Consider the following 23,523-nt stretch of genomic DNA (forward strand, 5'->3'; position numbering starts at 1 on the left):
CATGAGGTCGTTCACAAGAGGCATCCCGTCGGCCCGGTCGGCGACGGTACTGGTACCGGCACTTCTCGCCGTCGGGACCTTGGTCACGGCGTGCGGCTCCACGACGCAGACCGGTGAACGCCCGTCGTCGGCGGCAATCGAGGGTGCACAGGCGACCGTGAGGGAAGCGGAGAAAGTCCCTACGACGATCTCCGCCACGACGCCGCTGACGAAGCGACCGCCAACGGGCAAGTCCATCGTCTTCCTCCAGGACGGGACCCAGCCCAGCGTGGAGATCTACGGTGGAATCCAAGAGGCCGCCGAGGCTCTCGGATGGACCGCGAGGTCCATCAAGTTCGATCCGGCCGACCTGTCCACACTCAACGCGGGCCTGCTGCAAGCACTCACGACCGGCGCGGACTACGTCGTCGATTCGGGCTTTCCCGAGAGTCAGCTGAGCACGTCGACCGTCGCCAAGTTCAAGGCAGCGGGCGTCCCGATCATCGTCGTCGGCACCACTCCCGTGCCCGAGACCGATACGTTGCTCGGCGACTACAGCGATCAGAACCACTACGTCCTCGCCGGCAAGCAGCTCGCCGACTGGTTCGTGACCGACGCCGACGGGCAGGGGACCGCGCTGGTCGTGAACCTCACGACCTACCCGTCGCTCACGTTGTTCACGGACAGCTTCTCAGCCGAGGTGGCGAAAATCTGCCCGTCGTGCAGGACCGACACGATCAAGTCGACCATCGGTGATGCACTCAAGGGCACGTTGACCGCGCAGGTCATCGCCAAGCTCCGTGCTGACCGGTCGATCAAGTACGCGGTGTTCGACAACTCCGGCGAGATCGCCGGTCTCGACGCGCAACTGAAGACCGCCGGGCGCACGGACGTGAAGGTCATCGGCCACGGCATCGACCCGGTCACCCTGAAGAGCTTGGAATCGGGCCAGGCCAAGGCGTTCATCGCGTACAACTTCCGATACTCGGGCTGGGCGGCGACGGACATCGCCGCGCGCAAGTCGGTCGGAGACCCGGTCGCGAACCCGAAGTCCGTGCAGCCCTCGCAGCTGATCACGAGTGCGACCGCGAACCAGTTGCCCGCCAACGCCATCTTCCGCGAGCCGGCCGACGGTCTGCAGCAGTTCAAGAAGCTGTGGCTGGATTCGGGCTCGTGACGGACGCCGACGTGGCCAGCTCAACCGTGCCATCACCCAAGACGGCCGGGGTTCCGGCGCCCGCCTTGGAGCTACACCATGTCGTCAAATCGTTCGGCAGCCGGACGGTGCTCGACGTCGAGGCGCTCGACATCAGAGCGGGCGAGGTCCACGCCCTGCTCGGCCAGAACGGATCGGGAAAATCGACGCTGATCAAGATCCTGTCCGGATACCACGATCCCGATCCACAACCGGGTATGACGGTCAGGGTATCGGGAGTGGACATCTCCCCGAACGCGGGCGACATGGCCCGGCGAGCCGGGCTCCGCTTCGTGCACCAAGACCTCGGCATCGTCCCAGCGATGTCGGTCGTGGACAACCTCTATCTCGGGCGCGCTTATCCGACCCGTGGCCTCACCGTGAGCACCCGCATCGCACGAGCGAATGCTCGAGAGGCGTTGGCGGGGGTCGGCCTCGCGTCGGTGGATCCGGACGCTCGCCTGGGCACACTGGGTCCCGCGGAAAGAACGGGCGTGGCGATCGCGAGAGCGCTCGCCACCGACAGCGACAGCGCGCCCAGCGTCCTCGTCCTCGATGAGCCCACCGTCACTCTGCCCGCGCCCGAGGTCGACAGGCTCCTGGGCATCCTGAGGGATGTAGCCGACGCTGGAGTGGCGATCTTGTATATCACCCACCACCTCGATGAGGTCTTTTCGATCGCGGAGCGCGTCACGGTCCTGCGGGACGGGCGAACGGCGGCGTCGGGTCCCGTCACCGAGTTCAGCCGCGAGGAGATCATCCACCACCTCGTCGGCAGTGAACTCGAGGAGCTGCACCGTCCCACCGGTGCCGCACACTCCGATGGCGCAGCCCGCGACGAGGACCCCGTGCTCGTCGTCGAGGGGCTCACGGCGGCCAGGATTCACGGCGTTTCCTTCTCGATCGCGCCGGGAGAGATCGTCGGTTTCCACGGCGTGAGCGGGTCAGGCCGGGATTCGATCCTGGGCGCCGTATTCGGCGCCGAGCACCGAGCCGCGGGATCAGTACGGACAGCGGAAACCGAACTCGTGCCCGATCGGCCTGACCTCGCGATCGCGAACGGCATCGGGTTCGTCCCCGCCGACCGCAAGGCGCGTGGCGGACACCTCGACCTGAAAGTCAAGGAGAACCTCACCCTGCCGGGCATCGGCGCCTTCTGGCGGCGCGGACGGCTCGATGCGACCGCCGAGCTGACCGAGACGAGGACTTGGCTCACGCGCTTGGACGTGCGCCCGCCCAACAGCGCCGACCTGCCCCTGTCCAGTCTCAGCGGCGGCAACCAGCAGAAAGTCGTCCTCGCCAAATGGCTCAGGAAAGGCCCCCGGGTACTCCTGCTCGATGAGCCGACCCAGGGCGTCGACGTCGGCGCGAAGGCGGCCATCCACCGCACGGTACTGGATGCTGCCGCGAACGGGCTGGCCGTGGCCATCGCCTCCAGCGACCACGAAGAGCTCGCGGCCCTCTGCTCTAAGGTCCATGTCTTCCAACGGGGTCGCATCGTCGACACGCTGGTGGCTGACGAGATCACCGAGGCGGAACTCAACAGGCGGCTGAACCACTCGGGACACGGGCAGTCGCCCACTACCGAAAGGACCCGCCCATGACCAAGCGCCTGAACCTCAAGTTCGATCGGCTCAGCGGCGTCTACCTCCTCGTGGTCTTCATCGTCGTCTTCGGTGCGCTGCGGCCGGACACCTTCCTGACCATGGACACCGTCCATCTGCTCGCCTCCGGTCAGGCTCTCAACGGCCTGGTGGCGATCGCCGTCCTGATCCCGATGACCTGCGGGCAGTTCGATCTCTCCGTTGGCGCCAACGCCAACCTGGTCGCCATGGTGGCCGTGCAACTGCAGGTCGAGAAGGGGATATCCGTGGTGCCCGCCGTCGCCGTCGCCGTCGTGCTCGGGATCGCGATCGGCTTCATCGTGGTCAAGCTCGGCGTGAGCTCCTTCATCGCCACGCTGGGAATGGCCTCCGTGTTGACCGCCTTCCAAACCATGGTGACCAAGTCCGAGCTTCCCCCGGTGCCTGAATCGTCGCTGTGGTCGGCCATCACCCAGAAGGAGGTTTTCGGTTTCCAGGTCGTGTTCCTCTATCTGGTCGTGGCCGTCGGCATCGCCTGGTGGGTACTGGAATACACCCCCGTTGGCCGTTACATGATGGCCACGGGCAGCAACGTCGAGGCAGCGCGACTGTCCGGGGTACGCACCGATGTCTGGTCCTGGACTTCCTTCGTGGCGGCTGGTGGGATCTCCGCCGTCGCTGGCGTCCTCTACGTCTCGCTCACCGGGCCGTCGGTCTCCTTCGGCAACTCGCTGGTGCTGCCGGCCTTCGCCGCGGTGTTCCTCGGCTCCACCCAGCTCAAGCCCGGCCGCTTCAACATCCTTGGCACCGTGCTGGCGATCTTCGTACTCGCCACCGGCGTGCTCGGACTCCAGCTGCTGACCAGTATTTCCTGGATCAACGACATGTTCAACGGCATCGCGGTCATCGCGGCGGTGGCGCTGGCGGTGGCGCGACGACCGGGCGCACGACCTCGCTTGCGGAGACGCCGCGCGGCCGCGGCCACGCGGCAGGCTCTCGCAGCAAAATATTGAATCCGAGCACATGTTCATTCATGTTCGATCGATCAAACACGCACTCACGTCCAGGAGAGCAGTCCAAGGTGAACATCGCAGCCAAGGTGTGGCGGCAGGCCGAGCTCCGAGGTTCGAAGGTGGCTGTGCGCTCGGCACGCCTCGACCTGTCGTACGCGGACCTGCGGGAGCGGAGCAGCCGCCTGGCCGGGGCCGTCCGGTCGGCGGGCCTGGAGCCCGCCGACCGGGTCGTCCTGATCTGCCCGACCGTGCCCGAATTCCCGGTGGCCTACTACGGCCTGGCCGCCGCGGGTACCACCGTCATCACGATGAACACGATGTCGACGGTGCCCGAGATCGAATACGTCCTCGCCGACTCGGGCGCGTCCCTCGTCCTCGCCTGGCACGAAAACGCAGGCGCGGCCCGGTCCGCCGCCGGGGCCGCGGGCGTGCCCTTCCGGGAACTGGGTGACGGCGCGCGGTCCGACGCCGCCCCGCTCGCGGAGGTCCACGAGTTCGCCCAGGACGACACGCAGGTGATCCTGTACACGAGTGGCACGACCGGGCGGCCGAAGGGCGCGGAGCTGACGGCACGGAACCTCGACACGGCCGCGACGATGCTGCTCGACGGCTTCGACTTCCGCGTCGAAGACCGCTTCGCGACGGCCCTGCCGCTGTTCCACGTCTTCGGGCAGGCCGCCGTGCTGAACAGCGCACTCGCCAACGGAGCGTCGATCTCCTTGCTGGCCCCCTTCGACGCCGCCGCGCTGCTCGACGTCATCCGCAGGGACGCGATCACACTCGTGTCCGGTGTGCCGACGATGTGGACCGCCTTGCTCCAGGCCGCCCGCGAGGGGGCACCCTCCGACTTCGGCACCCTGCGCTACGCCACTTCCGGTGGCGCCGCGCTGCCCCTGGAAGTGCTGCGGGAGTTCGAGGAGCGGTTCGGCTGCCAGATCCTGGAGGGTTACGGACTCACGGAAACCTGCGCCATCGCCACGACGAACGACGCCAGGACGACCAGGAAACCGGGGACCGTCGGCCGGCCGGCACCGGGCGTCTCGATCGAGATCCGCGACGAGGCGAACCGGCCGGCACGGCCCGGTACCGTCGGCGAAGTGCACGTGTCCGGGCCCACCGTGATGAAGGGCTACTGGAACCGCCCGGAGGCGACGGCCGAGACGAAGACCGGCGGCTGGCTGCGGACCGGCGATCTCGGCGTCCTGGACGACGACGGGTATCTGACCATTGTGGACCGGATCAAGGACCTCATCATCCGTGGTGGCTACAACGTCTACCCCCGCGAGGTGGAGGAGGTGCTGATCACCCATCCGGACGTCGTGGAGGTCGCCGTGCTCGGCGTCCCCGACAGCTACTACGGGGAGGAGGTCGCGGCCGTTCTCGCGCTGCGGCCCGGTTCCGCTGTCCCGGCACGGGAACTGAAAGCCTGGGCCAAGGACCGCCTCGCGGCGTACAAGGTTCCCCGCCTGTACCACTTCGTGGACGCGCTGCCCAAGGGGTCCACCGGGAAGATCCTCAAGCGCGGCCTGGACAGGAGCGCTCTCCTGAACGTCGCCGTGCGCGGTTAGCGGAGGACACCGTCTGGCAGGATGGTACGGCCGGGAGCCCACGGGCCGGCAGGAAGGAGCAGCGATGGCGGCCGACGACCCGTCCACGGACGTCCCGAGCCTCGCCGACACCACGGCGCTGCGCGAGCCGCCGACGGCGAAGGGCAACCGCACGAGGTCGGCGCTGATCGCCGCCGCCCGCAGGGTTTTCGAGCGGGACGGCTACTTCGACACGCGGCTCGTCGACATCACCGCTGAAGCGCGGTGCTCGATCGGCACGTTCTACACGTACTTCGCGAGCAAGGACGAAGTCCTGCAGGCGGTGATCGAAGCCGCGGAGCACGACATGCTGCACCCCGGCCTGCCACGGCTGGGCCCCGACGACTCCTCGCCCCTCGCCGTCATCGAGGCGAGCAACCGGGCCTACTTCGTGGCCTACCAGCGCAACGCCAAGTTCATGCTGATCCTGGACCAGCTGGCGGCCAGCGATCCGGCCTTCCGGGTCCTGCGCGCGCGGCGCAACGTCGCCTTCGGGCAGCGCAACGCGCGGAGCATCAAGGATCTGCAGGACCGGGGCCTCGCCGACCCCGGGCTCGATCCCTACCTCGCCGCACGCGCGCTTTCCGGCATGGTGAGCCGCATGGCGTACGTCGTGTACTGCCTCGGCGAGGAGGTCCCGCTCGACGACCTCGTCGCCACGGCGACGAGGCTGTGGGCCAATGCGCTGAGGCTCGACCAGGACGAGGAGCAGTCCGGCTCCGGGGCGAAGAAGCGCTCCCCCGCGCGGCGGCCGGACCGGCCTCGCCAGCGGACCGGCCGTACCCGGTCCTAGGATGACGCCATGGGCGCCGACCGAGAGTCCACGGGCAGTGGCCGGGCGAAAGCCCTGGAGCTGGCCAAGCGGAAATACCTCGCCGGTGAGCGGCTGGACATCGGGCGCCTCGCACAGGAACTGGGGGTCAACCGGGTCACCCTCCAGCGCTGGGTGGGCACGCGCGACGCGTTGATCGTCGAGGTCGTCTGGCCCCTCACGCAGGCCACCCTCGACCGGGAATGGGCGAAGGTCGAGTCCCTGCCCGGACCACGGGTGCCTCCTCTCGTCGGCGGTTACCTGCGGGCCAACCTGTTCCGCGGGCCTGCCCAGCGGTTCCTGCTGGAGGAGAACGAGCGTGCGATGAAGATCTTCACGCTCGCCTCCTACGGCTACCAGCCCCGCCTGGTCGCCGCCGTCCGCGGCTACCTCGAGGACGACATCCGCACCGGCCGGATCACGTCGCGGCTCTCGCTGGACGAGCTCGCCTACGCGACCGTCCGCATCGCGGAGTCCTACGCCTACCTCCCCACGATCACCGGGCAGAACCCCGATCCGGCGGGAGCCGAGCGGGTACTGGACGCGTTCCTGGGCGGCCACGCCTGACGGTTGACGCCGACTACAAAATTGAAATATGTTGCATGTCTCGGCTTCGGCCCGCGACGTGCAAAGGAGCATGGCAGTGGCGTCCGCTCATCCCCCGCTTGTTCCCACCGAGGCACCCGGACGGCTCGGTGACCCGGCTCGTACCCCCGCGACCGATCCGCGCGTGAACAGCGAACTGCTGGCCACCCTGGCGCGGTTCGGCCTCGATGGAGCCGCCGCCGATCCCCCGGTGGACCGCTCGGGCGCTCCCGCCGACATCCACGCCGTCCTGGAAAGCTCGCACGCCGGCACCGAACTCCTCCTCGAATCCCTGCCGAACTCGGATCCCCGTCGCACGCTGGAGCGGGTCACGCGGGACGTCCTGACGATCCGCGGCGCCGACGGCAACCCGATCGACCTCTACGTCTACGCACCCGCGGACCGGAGTGGCACCCTTCCCGCGGTCGTCTACTTCCACGGCGGCGGTATGACGATCGTTTCGGCGGACAACCGCGGGACGAGCACCTGGTGCCGGGAACTCGCGAGCCTCGGGCTGGTCGTCGTCGGCGTGGACTTCCGCAACGCACACCACGGCGGTCCGAACCCGTTCCCCGCCGGACTGAACGACTGCGTCGCGGCCGTGCGGTGGCTCGACGAGCGCCGCGCCGACCTCGGGGTCGCCAACATCGTCCTGCAGGGCGAGTCCCGGGGGCGCCAACTTGGCCCTCGCCGTGGCACTGGCGGCGAACCGCGGTGGGTGGAGTGACCGGATCGCCGGGGTCTACGCCCTGGTCCCCTACATCAGCGGAGCCTACGGCTGGCCGAGGGAGCGCAAGCTGCGGGAGCTGCCCTCGCTCGTGGAGAACGACGGGTACTTCGTGAACTGCGCGGAAATGGACCTCCTCGTGCACAGCTACGACCCGACAGCGACGCACACCACCGATCCGCTGGCGTGGCCGTATTTCGCGACGGCAGAGGACGTCAAAGGTCTTCCGCCGCACGTGATCTCGGTCGACGAGCTGGATCCCCTCCGCGACGAAGGGATCGCCTACTTCCGCAAGCTCCAGGACGCCGGGGTGCCGGTCGTCGGCCGGGTCAACCTCGGCATCACGCACGCCGCCGAATCGATCTTCCGGGAGGCGGCGGCCGGATATTTCGACGCGACCACCGCCGACATCCACCGCTTCGCCCACTCACTCTGAACGCGGGAGTCGCAGATGAGGGTTTTCCAGAGCCTGCGGGAGTTCGAGCGTGCCGCCGGCACCCGGCTGGGGCACGGCGAGTGGTTCGAAGTGGCCCAGGACCGCATCGACCGGTTCGCCGACGCCACCGGTGACCGCCAGTGGATCCACGTCGACCCGCGGCGGGCGGAGGCGGGGCCGTTCGGCACCACGATCGCCCACGGCTTCCTCACGCTCTCGCTGATCCCGGCGCTGACGGAGGGGATCGTGCGGGTGGCGGGTCTTGCGGCGGCCGTCAACTACGGCTGCGGCAAGGTACGTTTTCCCGCTCCCTTGCCCGTCGGCTCCCGCATCCGCGCGGGCGTCGACCTCGTCTCGGTGGACAGCACCACCGCGGGGGCGCTGTCCACGACGCGGGTCACCGTCGAACGCGAAGGTTCCGGAAAACCCGTCTGCGTGGCCGACACCCTCACTCTGCTGGTCCCGTGATGGACGAGAACGACTCCGGCGCACCGGTGCTGGTCTCTGTTGTGGACGGTGTCGGCCGCATAACGTTGAACCGGCCCGAGCGCCGCAACGCGCTGTCCCCCGAGATGATCAGCGAACTCGCCCGGGCGCTGTCGGAGCTCACCGAGCTCGACACCGTCGCCGCGTTGCTGATCACCGGCGCGGGCCGGGCGTTCTGTTCGGGAGGCGATGTCAAGGCCTTCGCGGAGCAGGGCGGCGAGGGGGGCGGGGCGGCGGTGCCCGACCCGGCCGCGATCGAGCTGCAACGCCAGGCCCAGCGCGCCACCGTGGGGACGATCTACCGCTCGCCGAAGCCCGTGGTCGCGGCGCTTCCCGGCGCGGTGGCCGGTGCGGGGATCGGACTCGCGCTCGCCGCCGACTTCCGCGTGGGATGCGCCGGCACGGTGCTCGTCACCGCGTTCGCCACCGTCGGCCTGTCCGGCGACTTCGGCGTCGCCTGGCTGCTCGACCGGATCGTCGGGCCCGCCAAGGCCCGTGAGCTGCTCTACCTCAGTCCGCGGCTCGGTGCCGACGAGTGCCTCGCACTAGGCCTGGTGCACCGCCTCGTGCCCGACGACGAACTCGACTCCGCCGCCCTGGACCTCGCCACGCGGCTGGCACGCGGTCCGTCGCAGGCGCTGGCGGGGATGAAGGCCAACCTCCTGCGTGCCCCGCTGGCAGAGCTCGAAGACTCGATGGACGCCGAAGTCGCACTGCACAAGGCAACCGGCACCACGGCGGACCACGTGGCCGCGGTCCACGCGTTCACCGCGAAGCGATCCCCCGTGTTCCCACCCCGCTGGAAGCCCTTGCCCTGACCCGCGTCAGGGCAAGGCCACCACACGGCCGGTCGTCTCACCGGCCGCGAGCCGCCGGAGGCCTTCGGGCACCTCCTCCAGCGCGATCCGCTCACTGACCAGGGGAACGGCGGCCCCGGCCGCCGCGAGCCCGGTCAGCGCCTCGTGGCAGCTCCGCACCAGCGCAGGATCGCGCTCGAGGTACAGCCCCCAGTGGAGGCCGTCCACGGAGTAGTTCTTCACCAGCGCGTGGTTCAGCGGCGCGGACTGGATCTCGCCGCCGGCGAAGCCGACGACCACGATGCGCCCCTCGAACGCGACGCACTTGGTCGACCGCCGGTAGGTCTCGCCGCCCACGGGATCGAAGACGATGTCGGCGCCTCGCCGTCCGGTCAGTTCGTTGACCACCGCCACGAAGTCCTCCTCACGCCGGTCGACCACGACGTCGGCGCCCAGCCCGCGCGCCGCCTCCGCCTTCCCAGGCCCGCCCACCACACCGACGACCGTTGCCCCCGCCGCCTTCCCCAGCTGGACCGCGGCGCTCCCCACCCCACCCGCGGCCGCGTGCACCAGAAGGACATCCCCGGCGGCGATGCGGGCCCGCCGGTGGAGCGCGAACCACGCGGTCTGGTAGCCGATGTAGAAGGCCGCGGCCTGCGCGTCATCCAGTGTGGAGGGAGCACGGAACGTGGTGCCCGCGTTCATCAACGCGAGTTCGCCGAAGGCTCCCGCCACGGAAGCGCCCACCACCCGCTCGCCGACCGCCAGGCCTTCCACGGCAGCGCCCAGCGCCACGACCTCGCCGCACAGCTCGACGCCGGGCGTGAACGGCAGCGGCGGCTTGACCTGGTACTGCCCGCGGCACATCAGCACGTCGGAGAAGTTGGCCGCGGCGCCCAGCACGCGGACGAGCACCTGTCCCGGCCCGGGTTCGGGCTCGGGCACCTCGCCCAGCGAAAGCGCTTCCTCGGGCTCCCCGAGGCGCACGACCTGCCACGCCCTCATCGCTCGCATGCCGAACTCCTCGTTGATCCGTGGCCCACGCCTACCCTAGCATGAAACTGAACTTGAATTCGGATTCGTAAGGAGCGACATGAAGGTGGCAGGCACGGTCGCCGTGGTGACCGGCGCGGCAGGAGGCATCGGATACGCGATCGCGAGGCGATTGCTGGAACACGGCGCACAGGTCGTCGTCCTCGATCTCACGGCCCGGACTGTCGAGGCCGCGGTGGACAGCCTGTCCCGGCACGCGCCGGGACAGGTCGCGGGACTGGCCGGTGACTGTTCCGCGGAGGACGACCTGCGAGCCGCCATCGACCTGGCCCGGGCCCGGTTCGGGCCGGTCGGCCTCTTCGCCGCCAACGCCGGGGTGGCGCTCGGCAGCGGGCTCGAAGCCTCCGATACCGACTGGGCGGCGTCGGTCGAGGTGAACCTCCTGGCACACGTCCGGGCGGCCCGCCTGCTGGTACCCGGCTGGCTCGACCGCGGCCGCGGCTACTTCCTCAGCACCGCCTCCGCGGCCGGCCTGCTGACGCAGCTCGGTTCCGCCGCCTACTCGGTCACCAAACACGCCGCCGTGGCGTTCGCCGAGTGGCTGTCGGTCACCTACGGCTCCCGCGGGATCGCCGTCAGCTGCCTGTGCCCGATGGGCGTGAACACCGCCATGCTCCACGACGGCAGGCAGTCCGCTGACGCCGTGGCCCGGCTGGCCGCGAAGGCCGTCGCGGACTCAGGCGCGGTCATGGAGCCACTCGACGTCGCGGACGCCGTGCTGGAGGGCATTCGCGACGAGCGCTTCCTGATCCTGCCCCACCCGGAGGTACTCGGCTTCTTCCGGCACAAGGCCGCCGACTACGACCGGTGGCTCGCCGGAATGCGCCGCTACCAGGAGGCGCTCGCGTGACCGGCGCGCGTACCGCGGTCCTTCTGGACTTCGGAGGTGTGCTGACGTCGAGCGTGCTCGAGGCGATCGGCGACTTCGGACAGGAGGTCTGTGGCGACCGGGCACTCCCCCTTCGGTTGCTCGCCGCCGACCCGGAGTCGAAACGACTCCTCGCCGACCGCGAAGAAGACCGCATCGGCGCCAGGACGTTCGAGTCGGCCTTCGCCGCGAGACTTCGCGCCCACGGCGCCGAACTCGGAGACGACGGCCTGCTCCACGCGCTGCGGTCCCGGCTGCGCCACGACTCCCGCATGATCGGCCTGGTCGGCACCCTGCGCGGCGCCGGCGTACCGGTCGGCCTGATCTCGAACTCGCTCGGCACGGACGACTACGCGGGTCTCGACCTCGACACGCTGTTCGACGCGGTCGCGATCTCAGGCCGGGAGGGTGTGCGCAAGCCGTCGCGGCGCCTGTACGAGATCGCCTGCGAGCGGCTCGACGTGCCCCCACGGGACGTCGTGATGGTCGACGACCTCCGGCAGAACGTCGAGGCCGCCGAGCGCCTCGGTATGGCCGGCATCGTGCACCGGGAGGCCGGCGCGACGACGGCGCGCCTCGGCCACCTGCTGGGACTGGACCTCGTCCAGGAAACTTGAACCTGAATTCGAATTCGTTTTAAGGTAGCCCCGTCAGGGCCGCCCGGCAACCGAGGAGAGCCGATGGATTTCACCCCCAGCCCGCGAGCACGCGAGTACCAGGAGAAGCTGCTGGCCTTCATGGACGAGCACGTGTACCCGGCGGAGCCGGTCTACGCCGCGCAGATGGCGGAATCGGGCAACCCGAACTTCCACCCGCCCGTCGTCGAGGAGCTCAAGGCCGAAGCGAAGAAGCGCGGGCTGTGGAACCTCTTCCACCCGCACCGGGACGAGGCGTGGGGCTCGCCCGGGCTCAGCAACACCGATTACGCGCCGCTGTGCGAGATCATGGGCCGGAGCCCGCAGCTGGCGCCCGAGGCGACGAACTGCAACGCACCCGACACCGGCAACATGGAGGTGCTGCAGCTTTTCGGCACGGCGGAGCAGAAGGAGACCTGGCTCAAGCCGATGCTCGCCGGTGAGGTCTCGTCGGCGTTCGCGATGACCGAGCCCGGGGTCGCGAGTTCGGACGCCACCAACGTGCGACTGCGCATGACGGCCGACGGGGACCACTACGTGCTCAACGGCCGCAAGTGGTTCGCGTCCAACACCTTGCACCCCCACTGCCGCGTGCTGATCGTGATGGGCAAGACCGACGCCGGCGCCCCGGTGCACCGGCAGCAGTCCATGATGGTCGTCCCGCTCGACACTCCGGGCGTCACGGTCGTCCGCGGCCTGCCGGTCTTCGGCTACCTGGACCGCGAGGGGCACGCCGAGATCGTCTTCGAGGACGTCCGCGTGCCGAAGACGGCGTTGCTGGCGGGCGAGGGCGACGGGTTCATGATCAGCCAGGCCCGGCTCGGCCCTGGCCGCATCCACCACTGCATGCGGGCGATCGGGATGGCCGAGCGCGCGCTCGACCTGCTGATCACCCGCGCGCAGAGCCGGGTCACGTTCGGCGAGCCGGTCGCCAGCCGCGCCAACATCCAGGACTGGATCGCCGAGTCCCGCATCGAGATCGAGATGGTCCGCCTGCTCACGATGAAGACGGCCTGGCTGATGGACACCGTGGGAAACCGGGCGGCCCGCACCGAGATCGCCGCGATCAAGGTCGCCGCCCCGCAGGTCGCGCTGAAGGTCATCGACCGGGCGATCCAGGTCCACGGCGCCGGCGGCCTGACCCAGGACTTCCCGCTCGCCCAGTTCTACGCCTACGCGCGCACGCTCCGCCTCGCGGACGGACCCGACGAGGTCCACAAGCGCACGATCGCCCGGATGGAGCTGCGGCGACTGGCGCCCGCGACGGAACGGCAGGGGTGAGCGGGTGGCGCACACGGCCAAGGCGGACATCGCACTCGACCTGGGCACTCTCGGGCGATTGCTCCGGCGGGACGGGATCGACGTCGCCGGCGAGCTCACGGCCACGCGTGTCGGTCTGGGCCAGTCGAACCTGACCTACCTGGTCGAGGACAGGGCGGGCGGCCGGTGGATCGTCCGGCGGCCACCACGCGGGCACCTGCTGGCCTCGGCCCACGACGTGCTGCGTGAGTACCGCATCCTGGAAGCGCTTTCCGGCACCGGGGTGCCGGTTCCGCGCACGGTGGCCGGATACCGTGACGACCGGCTCGCGGAAACCCCCGTCGTGGTGATGGAGTACGTGAACGGTCTGGTCGTCGACCGGATGGAGGTCGCGCGGTCGCTGGACAACGGCACCCGCGCGGCGATCGGGCCGTCGCTGGCGCGCACACTCGCCGACGTACACCGGGCCGACATCGACGCGGTCGGCTTGGGCGAGCTCGCCAGCCGCGCGCCGTACGCGGCACGGCAGCTCAAGCGGTGGTCGCGGCAGTGGGCGGACTCCAGGACCGGCGACCTGCCCCGGCTCGACGCGCTGACCGAGCTGCTCCGCCGCCGGATGCCGGAGCAGACCGAGGTCACGCTCGTACACGGCGACTTCCACCTCCGCAACGTCATCCTGACCCCGGACGGCGGGGCGGTCAGCGCGGTGCTGGACTGGGAACTCGGCACGCTCGGCGACCCGCTGGCGGATCTGGGCAGTTTCCTGGCGTACTGGCCGGAAGCCGGGGACGGGCCCACCCAGCTGTTCGCCGCTTCGGCGCTGCCCGGATTCGCGTCCCGTGCCGAACTGGCGGACGCGTACCTGGAGGCGTCCGGTCGTGCCCGTGCGGACCTGGACTACTGGCACGCCTTCGGGCTCTGGAAGATCGCCATCATCGCCGAGGGCGTGTTGCGCCGGGCGCTCGACGAGCCTCGCAACGCCGCGGAGGGCGGGCCCGCCACCCGGGAAGCGGTCAGCATGGCGGTCGAGCGCGCGTGGGCGGTCGCCGAGAGGGCCGGTCTCACCGCCTGAGCGCGCAACGCCTACCGGCGCCCGTCCCACGCCCGGCGCAGTGCGGCGTCCGGATCGTCGACCACGGAAACGGTCTCACCGAGCAGTGCCGTCGTGCGGGTTCCGGCGCGGTAGGCGGGCCAGCCGGGATCTCCGCCGGTGATGAACCGCACCCACACGTCGTGCGTCGACGCGGCGACCGCACGGGAGGGGGCCGGCCCGATCAAGGGCTCGAGCTCCGGCCGGCCGGTGGTGTCGAAGACGTACGGCAGTTCGACCGCGTGGGCGGCACCGAGGCCGTGGTTGTCCTCGGGGCGCGGCCAGTCGAACCGGTAAACCCACGTTGTCCCTCCGCCTTGTGCGCGTGCTTCCGCGAGCCGGACGGCCGGCACGGTGTAGTACCAGTCGGTCACCACCTGTGCCAGCAGGTCGCCGGGCGCCAACCCGGGAAAACGGCGGCGGTAGGTTTCGAGCCCAGCCCGCGGGAGGCCGTACGCCGCCGCGAGCTCGGCCAGAGCCGTCTCGTCGATGTCTCCGATGATCCCGGGGGCGACGAGGAAGAGCCGCGCCTCCTGGCGGTTGGCACCGGCCAGCACCGCGACGTCACTGCCCGCGCCACTGCGGAAAGCCTCCAGCGGGTGCCGTGGCAGGTTCGCGCTGTCGACGACGGGGGCGAACGGCAGCGTGCTCAGCGCGAGCGCACCCCATTTCGCCACATCGCGGGTCGTCTGGATCTCGGTGACGAGCTCGGTGACAGCCTCCACCACCGAATCGAGGTCCACGTCCGCGATCGCCGCGCGTTCGGGCTCGGTGCCGAGCCTTCCGGCCAGCGTACGGGCGACGGCGATGCCGGTCTCCGCGGTCAGGGTGTTCGCGGCTGCCCCGGACTGGGCGATCACCTGGCTGAAGAGCCCGGCGGCCGACGGCATCGACAGCAGGGTCGTCACCGCCATCGCTCCGGCCGACTGCCCGCCGACGGTGACCCGCGCGGGGTCTCCGCCGAAGGCGCGGATGTTCGCCTGGACCCAGCGGAGCGCCGCGATCTGGTCCAGCAGGCCGAGGTTGGCCGTGCCCGCACCACGATCGGCCGCGGTGAACAGGAAACCTTCGGCGCCCAGGCGGTAGTTGACAGCCACGCACACCACGCCGTCCCTGGCGAACGCGGAACCGTCGTAGGCAGCGACCGCGTTGGACCCGTTCGTGAACGAGCCGCCGTGCACCCACACGAAGACCGGCAGGGATCCACCGGGGAGCGCATCGGCCGGTGTCCACACGTTGAGGTTGAGGCACTCCCCGCCGGGGATCACCGGCTCGGGAAAAATGGCCCGGTACTGCGGTGGATACTCACCCTTGGGGGCGGTCGGCCCGTACGAGGTCGCCTCCCGCACCCCGTGCCACGGGCGCACCGGCGCCGGCGGCTTCATCCGGTGCGGACCGAAGGGTGGTGCGGCATAAGGAATCCCGAGGAACCGCGCTACCCCGTACTCGGTCGTGCCCCGGATGGTCCCACCGGTAATCGCAACGTCGACCACGGCCGCCTCCAGCTACATTTCGTAGGTTTGTAGCATAGTGGCTCGCGTCACCCCCGCCGTCAAGGTTCCAGGCCGCGATGATCATCCCCGGCACGTCGTCGGTCGCGCACCCGGCCGAGAACGTCGCGGGCGCGGGAATCCAACAGAGTTCCCTGCGCGAGCGCAAGAAGGCGCGCACCCGCGCCGAGTTGCCGCGAACAACTCCGCAGCGGCGTCCCGCTGTTCGGCGAGCCGGTCGTGGGCTCCTCGTGGCCGGCGGCCGGCGCGATGATAAGGCGACCGGTCCGAGCTGTCCAGGGAGCATCGCACCGCGGACGAGACAGCCCTTCTGGTCCGGCAGCGCGCAGGCAATTCTGGTGCCATGGCTCGAACTTCCACGGATATCGACGTTCCCGACCTCAGCGGAAAACTCGCGGTGGTGACCGGCGCGAGCGACGGCATCGGCTGGCACATCGTCGCGCGCCTCGCCCGTGCCGGCGCCGAGGTGGTCCTCCCCGTGCGCTCACGGCCCAAAGGGACAGCCGCGGTCGAGCGGATCCGCGCGCAGACCCCGGGCGCGAAGCTCTCGCTGCGCACGCTCGACCTCGCCTCGCTGGAGTCCGTCGCCGCGCTGGCGGACGGGCTCCTCAGCGATGGACGCCCGATCGACATCCTCATCAACAACGCGGGGATCATGTCGCCGCCCACGCGCCAGACCACGGCCGACGGTTTCGAGCTGCAGTTCGGCGTCAACCACCTCGGCCCCGTCGCGCTGACCACCCGGCTGCTCCCCCTGCTGCGGGCCGGCCGCGCCCGCGTCACCACCCAGATCGCCCTCGCGGCCGATCAGCACGAGCTGCACTGGGACGATCTGCAGTGGGAGCGCGGCTACCACCCGTTCCGCGCCTACTGCTCGTCGAAGATCGCACTCGGGCTGTGGGCGCTGGAACTCGACCGCCGCAGCACCCGGGGCGGGTGGGGCGTCACGAGCAACCTGGCGCATCCGGGTGTCTCGCCGACGAACCTGCTCGCCGCGCAACCGGGAATGGGCCGCCCGAAGGACACTCGCGACGTGCGCATCGCGCGGCTGCTCTCGCGGCTGGGTTTGCTGCTCGGCACTCCGGAGACCGCGGCGTTGCCCGCGGTGTACGCCGCCACCGATCCGTCCGCGGTCGGCGGCGGGTTCTACGGTCCGGGTGGCTATCGCCATCTGCGCGGCGCACCCGCGGCGGAGCCGCTGTACAGCCGGCTGTCGAGCGCTGAGGAAGCCTCGCGCGTCTGGGAGATCTCGGCGGAACTGGCCGGTGTCGCATCGCTCGCGAAAGAATAGAACCCTTATGGACCGATCACAGCTCGCGGACTTCCTGCGGCGGCGCCGCGAAGCACTCGAACCCGAGGAGGTCGGGCTCACCCGCGGCACGCGGCGCCGTGCTCCCGGGCTGCGCCGCGAGGAAGTGGCGATGCTCTGCGACATGTCCGTCGACTACTACAGCCGGCTGGAGCAGGCGCGGAGTTCGCAGCCATCGCAGCAGATGCTCGCGGCGATCGCCCGCGGTCTGCGGCTCACCGTCGACGAACGCGACCACCTCTTCCGGCTCGCCGGGCAGAATCCGCCGACGAGGACACCGGCCGACTCGCACGTCGCGCCGGGGCTGATGCGGCTGCTCGACAGGCTCAGCGACACCCCCGTCGTCGTGATGAGCGGCCTCGGTGAGACGCTGCTGCAGACCTCGCCCGCGAGAGCGTTGTTCGGCGACGAACGGACGCTGACCGGCCTCTCCCGGATCGCCGCGTACCGGTGGTTCACCGATCCCTCGTCCCGCAGCGCGTACCTGCCGGAGGATCACGCTGTGCAGTCCGGGATCCTGACGGCGGACCTTCGCGCGGCATACGGCACCCACGGGCCCTCGTCGATCGTGGGGTCCGTTGTGGACGCTCTGCTCGCGGAGAGCCCCGAGTTCGCGGGCCTGTGGGCGAAGCACGACGTGACGACGCCGCATTCCTACGAAAAACGGCTCCAGCACCCGGAAGTCGGGCTGATGAGCCTGCACTGCCAGATCCTCCACGACCACCAGCAGGGGCAGTCCCTGATCGTGTTCACCGCCCTGCCGGGAAGTGACAGCCAGCAGAAGCTGGACCTGCTCGCCGTGCTCGGCAGCGAACGGTTCGCCCCGGAACGGGGGCACTAGGCGCCGGTGCTGAGGACGGCCCTGGCCAGAGCGGCCGCCTCGCTGGCGAGGTGCGGGCGCGTGGCGAGCCGGTGGACGCCGACGAAGTGGTTGACCACGCTCAGCGCCGCGTGCACGAGGACCCGCACGTCGGTCTCCGCCAGCTCCGGCCTGGACCGTCCGAGCAGGACGGCCCACTCGTGGACGTAGGCCTGCTGGTACCGGCGGAACCGCTCGCGGTCGGCTTCCTCGAGGCTGATGATCTCCGACAGCAGCACCGAAATCGTGGCCGGCAGCTCGGCGGCGAGGGTGGCGTAGCTGTCCAGCACCCGGTCGAGCGCGTCGGCCACACTGTCGGCCGCGGCGAGAGCCTGGTGCAGGGCGAGCCAGATCGCCTCGTTGCCGCGGGTGAGCGCCGCGACCAGGATCTCGGTCTTGCCGCCGAAGTGCCTGTAGATCACCGGCCCGGAGAGACTGGCGGCGGCACTGATGTCGGTGATCCCCACCGCGCTGTAGCCGCGCCGGTCGAACAACCTGATGGCAGCGGCGAGAATCGCCTCCCGGCGCGAGGCGGGAAGCTGCGGCGCGGCGCCCGGCTTCGGGGCGCCGGGCAGGACATCGTGCGCGGGAACAGGAGCGCGCAGCACAGCGGCGGCGGCCTGGGTGAGCAGCCGGACGAAGTCGTCCGGCGCGAGCTCGACGTGGTGCCGCGAGGGGCTCGACAGCACGGCGTACAGCGCGTGCGTCCGCAGCCGCGCCTCGTCGGCGCGGTGCGCGAACTCGGCGGCCACGGCCTTGGTCACCCGGACTGTGATCGCGTTCAGCCGCGAGCGCAACGCGGCCCTGTCGTCGTCGGGCAGGGACGCCAGGTCCCGGCCCCACAACGTGCCGAACTCACGCCGCTCCAGCGCGAGCCGGGCCAGCGCCTCGACGGTCGCGGCCAGGTCCCGCGGCTCGCGGGTCAGGCGGTCGAGCTCGACGAGGGTGCGGTCGAGGACGGCGACGAGGAGGTCCTGCTTGCCGCGGAAGTGGCGGTACAGCGCGCTGGCGCCGATGTCGACCGCCTCGGCGATGTCGGCCATGGCGACCTGGTGGTAACCGACCTGCCAGAACTGACGGGCGGCGGCGTCGAGGATCTGCTGCTTCCGGTCACGCGGCCGTCGCCGGGCGACCGCCTGCTGTCGACTCGGCGTGGCCACGCAGGCGATTATCCCTTCCGGCGGGACCCGCGCCCCGGCGGCGGTCAATGCACCTGCCTGGCGGCTTCGCCCCAGTACCGCCTGCGCAGTTCCCGCTTGAGGATCTTGCCCGCGCCCGACAGGGGCAGCGCGTCGACGAACTCGGCGGTGCGAGGGGCTTTGTACCCCGCGATCAGGGTTTTGGCGTGTTCGCGCAACTCCTCGGCGGTGACGTGCCGGCCCTCGTGCAGGACGACGACGGCGTGCACGCGTTCTCCCCACTCGGCGTCGGGCACTCCGATCACGGCACACGCGGCGACGGCGGGATGGGCCGCCAGCGCGTTTTCGACCTCGGCGGAGTAGACGTTCTCGCCACCGGTGACGATCATGTCCTTCATCCGGTCCACGATGTACACGTAGCCGGCGTCGTCCATGTAGCCGCCGTCGCCCGTGTGCATCCACCCCCCGCGCAACGCTTCCGCGCTCTGCTCGGGCTGGTTCCAGTAACCGAGCATGACGTGCCCACCCTTCACGACAATCTCCCCCACGGTGCCGCGCGGGACCTCGCGGTCTTCGGCGTCGACGATCCGGACCTCCGCGTGCGGAGCGGCCCGGCCCGCGGACGGCAGGAGATCTGCTCGGTGGTGGTCGTCGGGGCCGAGCAGGGTCGCCACCGGGCCCAGTTCGGTCATCCCGTAGGCCTGCGTGAACGACGCGTTGGGGAACGCCTTCATGGCCCGTTCGAGAACCGGCTGCGTGATGGGCGAACCTCCGTAGGCGATCGTCCGCAGGCTGCTCACGTCGTGGCGGTCCAGCTCCGGGCTGTCGAGCAGCAGCTGGATCATCACCGGGATCAGCAGCACGTCGGTGACCCCGTGGGCGGCGATCGCGCTCAGCACGGCGGCCGGGTCGAACGCGGGCACGAACACCTGCGTGCTGCCGCTGGTGGTGGCGGCGTTCCAGCCCACGAAGTCGGCGAGGTGGAACATCGGTGCCGCGTGCAGGTACCGCATCCCGGGGGCGAAGAGGTGGCCGCTGGAGGCGACCCCGAGCGCGGAGACCATGAGGTTGTCGTGGGAGAGCATGACACCCTTGCCGTGGCCGGTGGTGCCGCCGGTGTAGAACAGCCCGGCGATCTCGTTCCCGCCACGGCGGACGTCCTCGGCCGGCTCACTGCCCGCGACCAGTTCTTCGTACGACAGCGTGCCGTCCGGTGCCGCGCCGTCCCCGGCGTGGATCACTGTGGTCAGCCCGGGATGTGCGTCGCGCAGCGCCGGGACCAGGTGCGCGAACGCGTCGTCGACCAGCAGCACGCGAGTGCCGGAATCACGGAGTGAATACGCGATCTCGGCCGCGCTCCAGCGGACGTTGACCGGGTTGAGCACCGCGTTCGCCCACGGGACCGCGAGCAGGTACTCGTGGTACCGGTCGGAGTTCAGCGACAGCATCGCCACCCGGTCGCCGCCGCCGACGCCCAGCCCGCGCAGCGCGGCGGCCAGCCGCGCGACCCGCTCCGCCACCTCCGCGAAGGTGCGTTGCCGGTCCCGGTAGACGGTCGCGACTCCGTTCGGGTTCTGCTGGACGGCCCGGTGCAGGCCCTGCGTGAGGTACATGCGACACACTCCGTTGTGAATCTCCGTTATCGCAACTATCGGATCAAAGTCTTCCTCTGTCAATGCTGATAGTGGTACTAAGTGAATATCCGATACAGACGACCGCGGGAGGTGCCCGAATGGGCCGACGGGCGGCGGTGGCGGGCGTGGGGATGGTGCCCTTCGCGACGCCGAGCCGGAGCAAGAGCTATGACGTGCTGGCCGAGACCGCGGTGCGGGCCGCGCTGACCGACGCCGGGATCGGCTTGGACCGGGTGGAGCAGGCCTACGCCGGTTACGTGTACGGCGACTCGACCAGCGGGCAGAACGCGCTGTACCGGGTCGGCATGACGGGCGTGCCGGTGATCAACGTCAGCAACAACTGCTCGACGGGGTCCTCGGCGCTGTTCCTGGCGCGGCAGGCCGTGACCTCGGGGGCGGCGGACTGCGTACTGGCCTTCGGGTTCGAGCAGATGCGGCGTGGTGCGCTGAAAGGGTACTGGGACGACCGGCCCAGCCCGTTCGCGCGGTTCGACGCGGTGCTGGGTGACGACGGTGCGGACGTGCCGATGGCGCCGCGGTACTTCGGCGGTGCCGGTGCGGCGTACTGCGAGCGCTACGGCCTGGACCCGCGGGTGTTCGCGCGGATCGCGGTCAAGGCGCGGCGCCACGCCGCGAACAACCCCTACGCGGTGTTCACCGGGCAGGTCACGGTCGAGGAGGTGCTCGCGTCACCGCGCATCACCGGGCCGCTCACCCGGCTCCAGTGCTGCCCGCCCACGTGCGGCGCCGCGGCGGCGGTGGTGGTGAGCGAGGAGTTCGCGCGCCGCCACGGGCTGCGCACCGGCGTCGTCATCACGGCGCAGGCCATGACCACCGACACCCCGGCCAGCTTCGGCGGCGACCTGATGAAGCTCGTCGGGTACGACATGACGAAGTCCGCCGCGCACCAGGTCTACGAAACCGCCGGTGTGTCCCCAGAGGACATTCCCGTGGTGGAGTTGCACGACTGCTTCACGACGAACGAACTGCTGTCCTACGAGGCGCTCGGGCTGACCCCGGAGGGCACGGCCGAAAAGTTCATCGCCGACGGTGACAACACCTATGGCGGCCGCGTGGTCACCAACCCCTCGGGCGGGTTGCTGTCCAAGGGCCACCCGCTCGGTGCCACGGGTCTCGCGCAGTGCGCCGAACTGGTGTGGCAGCTGCGCGGCGAAGCCGGCCCGCGACAGGTCGAGGGCGCGAACATCGCGCTGCAGCACAACATCGGGCTCGGCGGCGCCGCGGTGGTCACCCTCTACGAGAAGGTCCGCTGATGGCGATCGATCCCGGCCGGGCGAAGGCGCTCGCGCTGGACCCGATCACGGTGGCCGTCGAGCGGGGCAGGCTGGCGTTCTTCGCGCGGGCGACCGGCCAGCACGATCCCGTGTACTCCGATCCCGACGCCGCCGAGGCCGCCGGTCATCCGGACCTCCCGGTGCCGCCCACGTTCTTCTTCAGCCTGGAACTCGAATCCCCCGATCCGTTCGCCTACCTCACCGCGCTCGGCGTCGACCTGCGGGACGTGCTGCACGGCGAACAGGCCTTCACCTACCATTCGCTCGCGCACGCCGGGGACACCCTCACCCTGCGGCCCCGCATCGTCGACGTGTTCGCCAAGAAGGGCGGCGCGCTCGAGTTCCTCGTGAAGAAGACCGAGATCACCCGCGGCGGCGAGCCGGTCGCGGACGCCACTTCGACCCTCGTCGTGCGGAACCCGGAGGCGGCCCCGTGATCCAGGTCGGCGACGAACTCCCGGCGTTCACCGCTGAGCCCATCTCCCGCACCACACTGGCCCTGTTCGCGGGTGCTTCGGGCGACCACAACCCGATCCACCTCGACCTCGACGTCGCGCGCGGCGCCGGGCTCGACGACGTGTTCGCCCACGGCATGCTCTCGATGGCCTACCTCGGCCGCCTCCTCACCGACTGGGTGCCGCAGGAGCGCATCCGCGCCTACCGCGTCCGGTTCGCGGCGATCACGCCCGTGCACACCAGGCCGACCTGCACCGGGCGCGTCACCGCGCTCACCGGCGGCGTGGCCACCGTCGAGGTCGCGGTGACCCTCGACGACGGCACCACCACCCTCACCGGCGAAGCCGCGATCGCGCTCGCCTGACCGGAAAAGGCAGGACAGTCATGGGAAAACTCGACGGTAAGACGGCACTCGTCACCGGTTCGGGCCGGGGCATCGGCGCGGAGCTCGCCCGCAAGCTCGCCGCGGAGGGCGCCGCGGTCGTCGTCAACGACCTCGACGAGGCCCCGGCGAAGGAGACCGTCGCGGCGATCGAGGCGGCCGGGGGAAGGGCGGTCGCGTGCGCCGGCAGCGTCACGGAGGACGGCTTCGCCGACCGGTTCGTCCGCGCCGCCACGGACTCCTTCGGCGGGCTGGACATCATCGTCAACAACGCCGGTTACACGTGGGATTCGGTCGTGCAGAAGATGACCGACGAGCAGTGGGACGCGATCCTCGACGTCCACCTCAAGGCCCCGTTCCGCATCCTGCGCGCCGCGCAGCCGGTCATCTCGCGCCTGGTCAAGGCCGCGAAGGAGAACGGCGAGCCGGTGCCGTGCCGGAAGGTCGTGAACATCTCCTCGATCGCGGGGCTCGGGGGCAGCGCCGGGCAGGTCAACTACTCCGCGGCGAAGGCGGGCGTCACCGGCCTGACGAAGGCACTCGCCAAGGAGTGGGGCCGGTACAACGTCACGGTCAACACCGTCGCGTTCGGACTGATCAGGACGCGCTTGACCGACGCCACCGCCGACGAGGGCAGCACCATCGACGTCGCGGGCCGCGAGATCCGGGTCGGGGTCAACCCGGACCTGCTCGCCACGATGGAACGGCAGATCCCGCTCGGCCGCGCGGGCACCCCGGCGGAGGCCGCCGGTGCGGTGTACCTGCTGTGCCTGCCCGAATCCGACTACATCAGCGCCCAGACCCTCGTCTGCGGCGGCGGTTTCACGATCTGAA

24 protein-coding genes are annotated in these 23,523 nt (G+C 70.3%); 20 read left to right on the forward strand and 4 right to left on the reverse strand.

The annotated features are described in order from the left end of the window. The first annotated feature begins 79 nt into the window (after positions 1-79). The 10 genes from ABFX51_RS18365 (at position 80) to ABFX51_RS18410 (ending at position 9,219) form a co-directional block, all read left to right on the forward strand. A complete protein-coding gene (locus ABFX51_RS18365) occupies positions 80-1,156 on the forward strand; it encodes a sugar ABC transporter substrate-binding protein (RefSeq protein WP_346054314.1) in 1,077 nt (358 codons plus the stop codon). Continuing rightward, positions 1,153-2,778: a sugar ABC transporter ATP-binding protein gene (locus ABFX51_RS18370; protein ID WP_346054315.1), complete on the forward strand. Its 1,626-nt coding sequence runs from the start codon at positions 1,153-1,155 to the stop codon at positions 2,776-2,778. The genes ABFX51_RS18365 and ABFX51_RS18370 overlap by 4 nt, the downstream gene beginning before the upstream one ends. Then, the gene (locus tag ABFX51_RS18375) at positions 2,775-3,770 is read left to right on the forward strand and encodes an ABC transporter permease (RefSeq protein ID WP_346054316.1); all 996 of its coding nucleotides are present in this window, start codon (positions 2,775-2,777) and stop codon (positions 3,768-3,770) included. The genes ABFX51_RS18370 and ABFX51_RS18375 overlap by 4 nt, the downstream gene beginning before the upstream one ends. A 68-nt stretch (positions 3,771-3,838) precedes the next feature. After that, the gene (locus ABFX51_RS18380) at positions 3,839-5,338 is read left to right on the forward strand and encodes a long-chain-fatty-acid--CoA ligase (RefSeq protein ID WP_346054317.1); all 1,500 of its coding nucleotides are present in this window, start codon (positions 3,839-3,841) and stop codon (positions 5,336-5,338) included. Between the two features lie 64 nt (positions 5,339-5,402). Then, on the forward strand, positions 5,403-6,149 hold the full coding sequence (locus ABFX51_RS18385; protein WP_346054318.1) for a TetR/AcrR family transcriptional regulator: 747 nt from the start codon (positions 5,403-5,405) through the stop codon (positions 6,147-6,149). A gap of 9 nt (positions 6,150-6,158) precedes the next feature. Continuing rightward, the gene (locus ABFX51_RS18390; protein ID WP_346054319.1) at positions 6,159-6,734 is read left to right on the forward strand and encodes a QsdR family transcriptional regulator; all 576 of its coding nucleotides are present in this window, start codon (positions 6,159-6,161) and stop codon (positions 6,732-6,734) included. Between the two features lie 163 nt (positions 6,735-6,897). Then, positions 6,898-7,479, forward strand: coding sequence for an alpha/beta hydrolase (locus tag ABFX51_RS18395; protein WP_346054320.1), 582 nt, complete (start codon positions 6,898-6,900; stop codon positions 7,477-7,479). Continuing rightward, positions 7,445-7,915, forward strand: a complete 471-nt coding sequence (locus ABFX51_RS18400) for an alpha/beta hydrolase fold domain-containing protein (protein ID WP_346054321.1) — start codon at positions 7,445-7,447, stop codon at positions 7,913-7,915. Before ABFX51_RS18395 ends, ABFX51_RS18400 begins: the two co-directional genes overlap by 35 nt. A 15-nt stretch (positions 7,916-7,930) precedes the next feature. Beyond that, complete coding sequence (locus tag ABFX51_RS18405; protein WP_091510481.1) at positions 7,931-8,383, forward strand: MaoC family dehydratase; 453 nt, start codon at positions 7,931-7,933, stop codon at positions 8,381-8,383. After that, positions 8,383-9,219, forward strand: coding sequence for an enoyl-CoA hydratase/isomerase family protein (locus ABFX51_RS18410; RefSeq protein ID WP_346054322.1), 837 nt, complete (start codon positions 8,383-8,385; stop codon positions 9,217-9,219). Before ABFX51_RS18405 ends, ABFX51_RS18410 begins: the two co-directional genes overlap by 1 nt. A 6-nt stretch (positions 9,220-9,225) precedes the next feature. Here ABFX51_RS18410 and ABFX51_RS18415 read toward each other — a convergent pair whose 3' ends face one another. After that, complete coding sequence (locus ABFX51_RS18415; protein ID WP_245783182.1) at positions 9,226-10,212, reverse strand: NADPH:quinone oxidoreductase family protein; 987 nt, start codon at positions 10,210-10,212, stop codon at positions 9,226-9,228. Positions 10,213-10,291: 79 nt separating this feature from the next. On the opposite strand from ABFX51_RS18415, the gene ABFX51_RS18420 reads away from it, so the two are divergent. The 4 genes from ABFX51_RS18420 to ABFX51_RS18435 all read left to right on the forward strand — a co-directional run bounded on the left by ABFX51_RS18420 (position 10,292) and on the right by ABFX51_RS18435 (position 14,086). After that, positions 10,292-11,101 (forward strand): SDR family oxidoreductase, encoded by an 810-nt coding sequence (locus ABFX51_RS18420; RefSeq protein WP_091510474.1) that lies wholly within the window; start codon positions 10,292-10,294, stop codon positions 11,099-11,101. Then, positions 11,098-11,736: an HAD-IA family hydrolase gene (locus tag ABFX51_RS18425; RefSeq protein WP_346054323.1), complete on the forward strand. Its 639-nt coding sequence runs from the start codon at positions 11,098-11,100 to the stop codon at positions 11,734-11,736. The genes ABFX51_RS18420 and ABFX51_RS18425 overlap by 4 nt, the downstream gene beginning before the upstream one ends. 63 nt (positions 11,737-11,799) lie before the next feature. Then, on the forward strand, positions 11,800-13,035 hold the full coding sequence (locus ABFX51_RS18430; protein WP_091510472.1) for an acyl-CoA dehydrogenase family protein: 1,236 nt from the start codon (positions 11,800-11,802) through the stop codon (positions 13,033-13,035). 4 nt (positions 13,036-13,039) lie between these two features. Further along, positions 13,040-14,086 carry a phosphotransferase family protein gene (locus ABFX51_RS18435; protein ID WP_346054325.1) on the forward strand — a complete coding sequence of 349 codons (1,047 nt, stop codon included), beginning with the start codon at positions 13,040-13,042 and terminating at the stop codon, positions 14,084-14,086. Between the two features lie 11 nt (positions 14,087-14,097). On the opposite strand, the gene ABFX51_RS18440 is transcribed toward ABFX51_RS18435, so the two are convergent. Further along, positions 14,098-15,597 carry a carboxylesterase/lipase family protein gene (locus tag ABFX51_RS18440; protein ID WP_346054326.1) on the reverse strand — a complete coding sequence of 500 codons (1,500 nt, stop codon included), beginning with the start codon at positions 15,595-15,597 and terminating at the stop codon, positions 14,098-14,100. A gap of 361 nt (positions 15,598-15,958) precedes the next feature. Between ABFX51_RS18440 and ABFX51_RS18445 the strand changes: the two genes are divergently transcribed. Both ABFX51_RS18445 and ABFX51_RS18450 read left to right on the forward strand, forming a co-directional pair. Beyond that, positions 15,959-16,906 (forward strand): SDR family oxidoreductase, encoded by a 948-nt coding sequence (locus tag ABFX51_RS18445; protein ID WP_091510466.1) that lies wholly within the window; start codon positions 15,959-15,961, stop codon positions 16,904-16,906. Between the two features lie 7 nt (positions 16,907-16,913). After that, positions 16,914-17,765: a helix-turn-helix transcriptional regulator gene (locus ABFX51_RS18450; RefSeq protein WP_091510464.1), complete on the forward strand. Its 852-nt coding sequence runs from the start codon at positions 16,914-16,916 to the stop codon at positions 17,763-17,765. Here the strand turns inward: ABFX51_RS18450 and ABFX51_RS18455 are convergent. Further along, positions 17,762-18,943: a TetR/AcrR family transcriptional regulator gene (locus tag ABFX51_RS18455; protein WP_177228804.1), complete on the reverse strand. Its 1,182-nt coding sequence runs from the start codon at positions 18,941-18,943 to the stop codon at positions 17,762-17,764. The genes ABFX51_RS18450 and ABFX51_RS18455 overlap by 4 nt on opposite strands. A gap of 44 nt (positions 18,944-18,987) precedes the next feature. Beyond that, positions 18,988-20,535, reverse strand: coding sequence for a long-chain-fatty-acid--CoA ligase (locus tag ABFX51_RS18460; protein ID WP_091510459.1), 1,548 nt, complete (start codon positions 20,533-20,535; stop codon positions 18,988-18,990). Between the two features lie 119 nt (positions 20,536-20,654). Here ABFX51_RS18460 and ABFX51_RS18465 point away from each other — a divergent pair, with 119 nt between their 5' ends. The 4 genes from ABFX51_RS18465 to ABFX51_RS18480 are packed head-to-tail and all read left to right on the forward strand — an operon-like array spanning position 20,655 to position 23,522. Further along, positions 20,655-21,830 (forward strand): lipid-transfer protein, encoded by a 1,176-nt coding sequence (locus ABFX51_RS18465; RefSeq protein WP_091510456.1) that lies wholly within the window; start codon positions 20,655-20,657, stop codon positions 21,828-21,830. Further along, positions 21,830-22,288, forward strand: coding sequence for a MaoC family dehydratase N-terminal domain-containing protein (locus tag ABFX51_RS18470; RefSeq protein ID WP_091510455.1), 459 nt, complete (start codon positions 21,830-21,832; stop codon positions 22,286-22,288). Before ABFX51_RS18465 ends, ABFX51_RS18470 begins: the two co-directional genes overlap by 1 nt. After that, the gene (locus tag ABFX51_RS18475; protein WP_218153516.1) at positions 22,285-22,671 is read left to right on the forward strand and encodes a MaoC/PaaZ C-terminal domain-containing protein; all 387 of its coding nucleotides are present in this window, start codon (positions 22,285-22,287) and stop codon (positions 22,669-22,671) included. Before ABFX51_RS18470 ends, ABFX51_RS18475 begins: the two co-directional genes overlap by 4 nt. Positions 22,672-22,691: 20 nt before the next feature. Next, on the forward strand, positions 22,692-23,522 hold the full coding sequence (locus tag ABFX51_RS18480; RefSeq protein WP_091510452.1) for an SDR family NAD(P)-dependent oxidoreductase: 831 nt from the start codon (positions 22,692-22,694) through the stop codon (positions 23,520-23,522). The last annotated feature ends 1 nt before the right edge of the window (position 23,523 follow it).

Origin of the sequence: Amycolatopsis dongchuanensis, assembly GCF_039542405.1 — a bacterium.
Classification (GTDB): domain Bacteria; phylum Actinomycetota; class Actinomycetes; order Mycobacteriales; family Pseudonocardiaceae; genus Amycolatopsis_E; species Amycolatopsis_E sacchari.